2 protein-coding genes and 1 pseudogene are annotated in these 1,638 nt (G+C 65.6%); 1 reads left to right on the forward strand and 2 read right to left on the reverse strand.

Going from position 1 to position 1,638, the window contains the following annotated elements; all coding sequences use genetic code 11:
* On the forward strand, nt 1-333 hold a 333-nt coding region (locus tag VGG53_RS01165; protein ID WP_331516120.1), incomplete at its 5' end, for a nitroreductase family protein.
* Between the two features lie 39 nt (nt 334-372).
* Here the strand turns inward: VGG53_RS01165 and VGG53_RS01170 are convergent.
* The gene (locus VGG53_RS01170) at nt 373-1,374 is read right to left on the reverse strand and encodes a glycoside hydrolase family 6 protein (RefSeq protein WP_331516121.1); all 1,002 of its coding nucleotides are present in this window, start codon (nt 1,372-1,374) and stop codon (nt 373-375) included.
* A gap of 69 nt (nt 1,375-1,443) precedes the next feature.
* Nucleotides 1,444-1,638 (reverse strand): annotated as a pseudogene (locus tag VGG53_RS01175) (hypothetical protein); the annotation flags it as partial.

The following is a 1,638-nucleotide window of genomic DNA, read 5'->3' on the forward strand; positions in this document are numbered from 1 at the left end:
GTCTGGCAGGGCGCCGGCCATATCGCGGGGGCAGCTGCGGCAATCGTGTTCGTGATCCCCGAACCGCCGACTGAGCGCCGACGAGTGACCGATCAGTACGACGTCGGGCAGGCCACGATGGCGATGATGATCGCGGCCACCGACCTCGGCATCGGCACTGGCCACTCGTCGGTGGGGGATCAGGACAAAGCGCGTGCCATCCTCGGCGTGCCCGAGGGATACGAGGTGGCCTATCTGCTCGGCGTCGGGTATCCCGCCGATCGCCCACTGAAGCCGATCCGTAAACCGAACCGTCGACCGTTCGATGAGGTTGTCCACCACGGACATTGGTGAGCGACACACAAACTGCCCGCGTTGCCGCCCCAAGATCTCCTACCGGCTCGCGCTGTGTACGAGGTCAATGGCGTACTGATTCACAAAGGTCCCAGCCGGCGGATCACCTTTGTCGCACGATCCGTCGGATTCGCCGGGGCGCTTGATCCACAAGTAGGCATCGGCATGTGCGCCCCCGGTCGCCACGGTAGGCGGAGTGCCCAGTGCTCGACCGCCGGGGTTGCACCAGTCGAGATTGGAGGCCGGCGCCGGTCCGGCGCCATTGCGCGACGTGTCGATCACGTAGTGCGAGCCGTTGGTGAGCCCCGAAATCGCCTCGCCATAACCGATTTCGTCCTCAGTGGTGAAAAAGTTCGCAATGTTGAGGCTGAAACCCCGCGCGTGACCGACACCGGCCTTGTTGAGCCTATCGGCCATGTCGCCGGCGCTATGCCAGCGCAGGTGACCACCGTCGACGTACACGGCCGTGGCCGGATTGCGTGTCAGCGTGTCGACGGCGTAGTGGATCAGGTCGTAGCGTTCTTGGCGCTGGTCACCCGACAGGCAGTCGGCCATGGCGAGGGCATCGGGTTCGACGATGACCGCAGCCTGTGACGCGCCGATTTGGGATGCGATGTTGTCGATCCACCCGCGATAGGCGTCGGCGGACCCCATGCCACCCGCGGCGAAGCTGCCACAGTCGCGGTGCGGAATGCCGTAGACCGTGAATACCGGCAGGGTCCCCGCAGCCGCCGCATCGCCGGTGTACTTCGCCACTGTCGAAGCCGAAGAGCCCGGGACGATCCAGTACGCCTGCGGCGTGTTGGCGACGGCTGTCAACTCAGGACTCGGCGGATTGGCGTGCTGCGCGGCGCGCATAGCCGCCGAGGTGGGATTGACGTAAAACGGCATGCCAGCCAGCGGGTTGGCGTCATCGGCCAAGCGGATCGCCGGAGGGCTGCCCTGCACCGGGTCGACGAGTTGACCTATGCCGACAACGGCCGCAGCCGTCAGGAAGGGCGCGACCCAGCGCGCGACTGCACCACCAGCTGAGAATCTCACTCCAGGGAAGTTAGCGCTCCCATGCGTTGAGCGCCAATCGCCGGCGGCAGGTGGTCGCACCGATTGCCCTCAGCGCCGCCACTCGTCGACCATGGATTGCATCGAAGCATCGACGTGTCCATCGCTGACCAGTCGAACGTCCAGGCCGGCGTACTCGACAATCTGCAACGACCGGACGATCGCGTCGTCGATCCAGGCGTCGGCGTTACCGAAGACGCCACCACCTAATCGGGTCAACAGCACGGTGCGCGACCCGCCTGCTGC

This window comes from Mycobacterium sp. (genome assembly GCF_036490025.1).
Lineage (GTDB): Bacteria > Actinomycetota > Actinomycetes > Mycobacteriales > Mycobacteriaceae > Mycobacterium.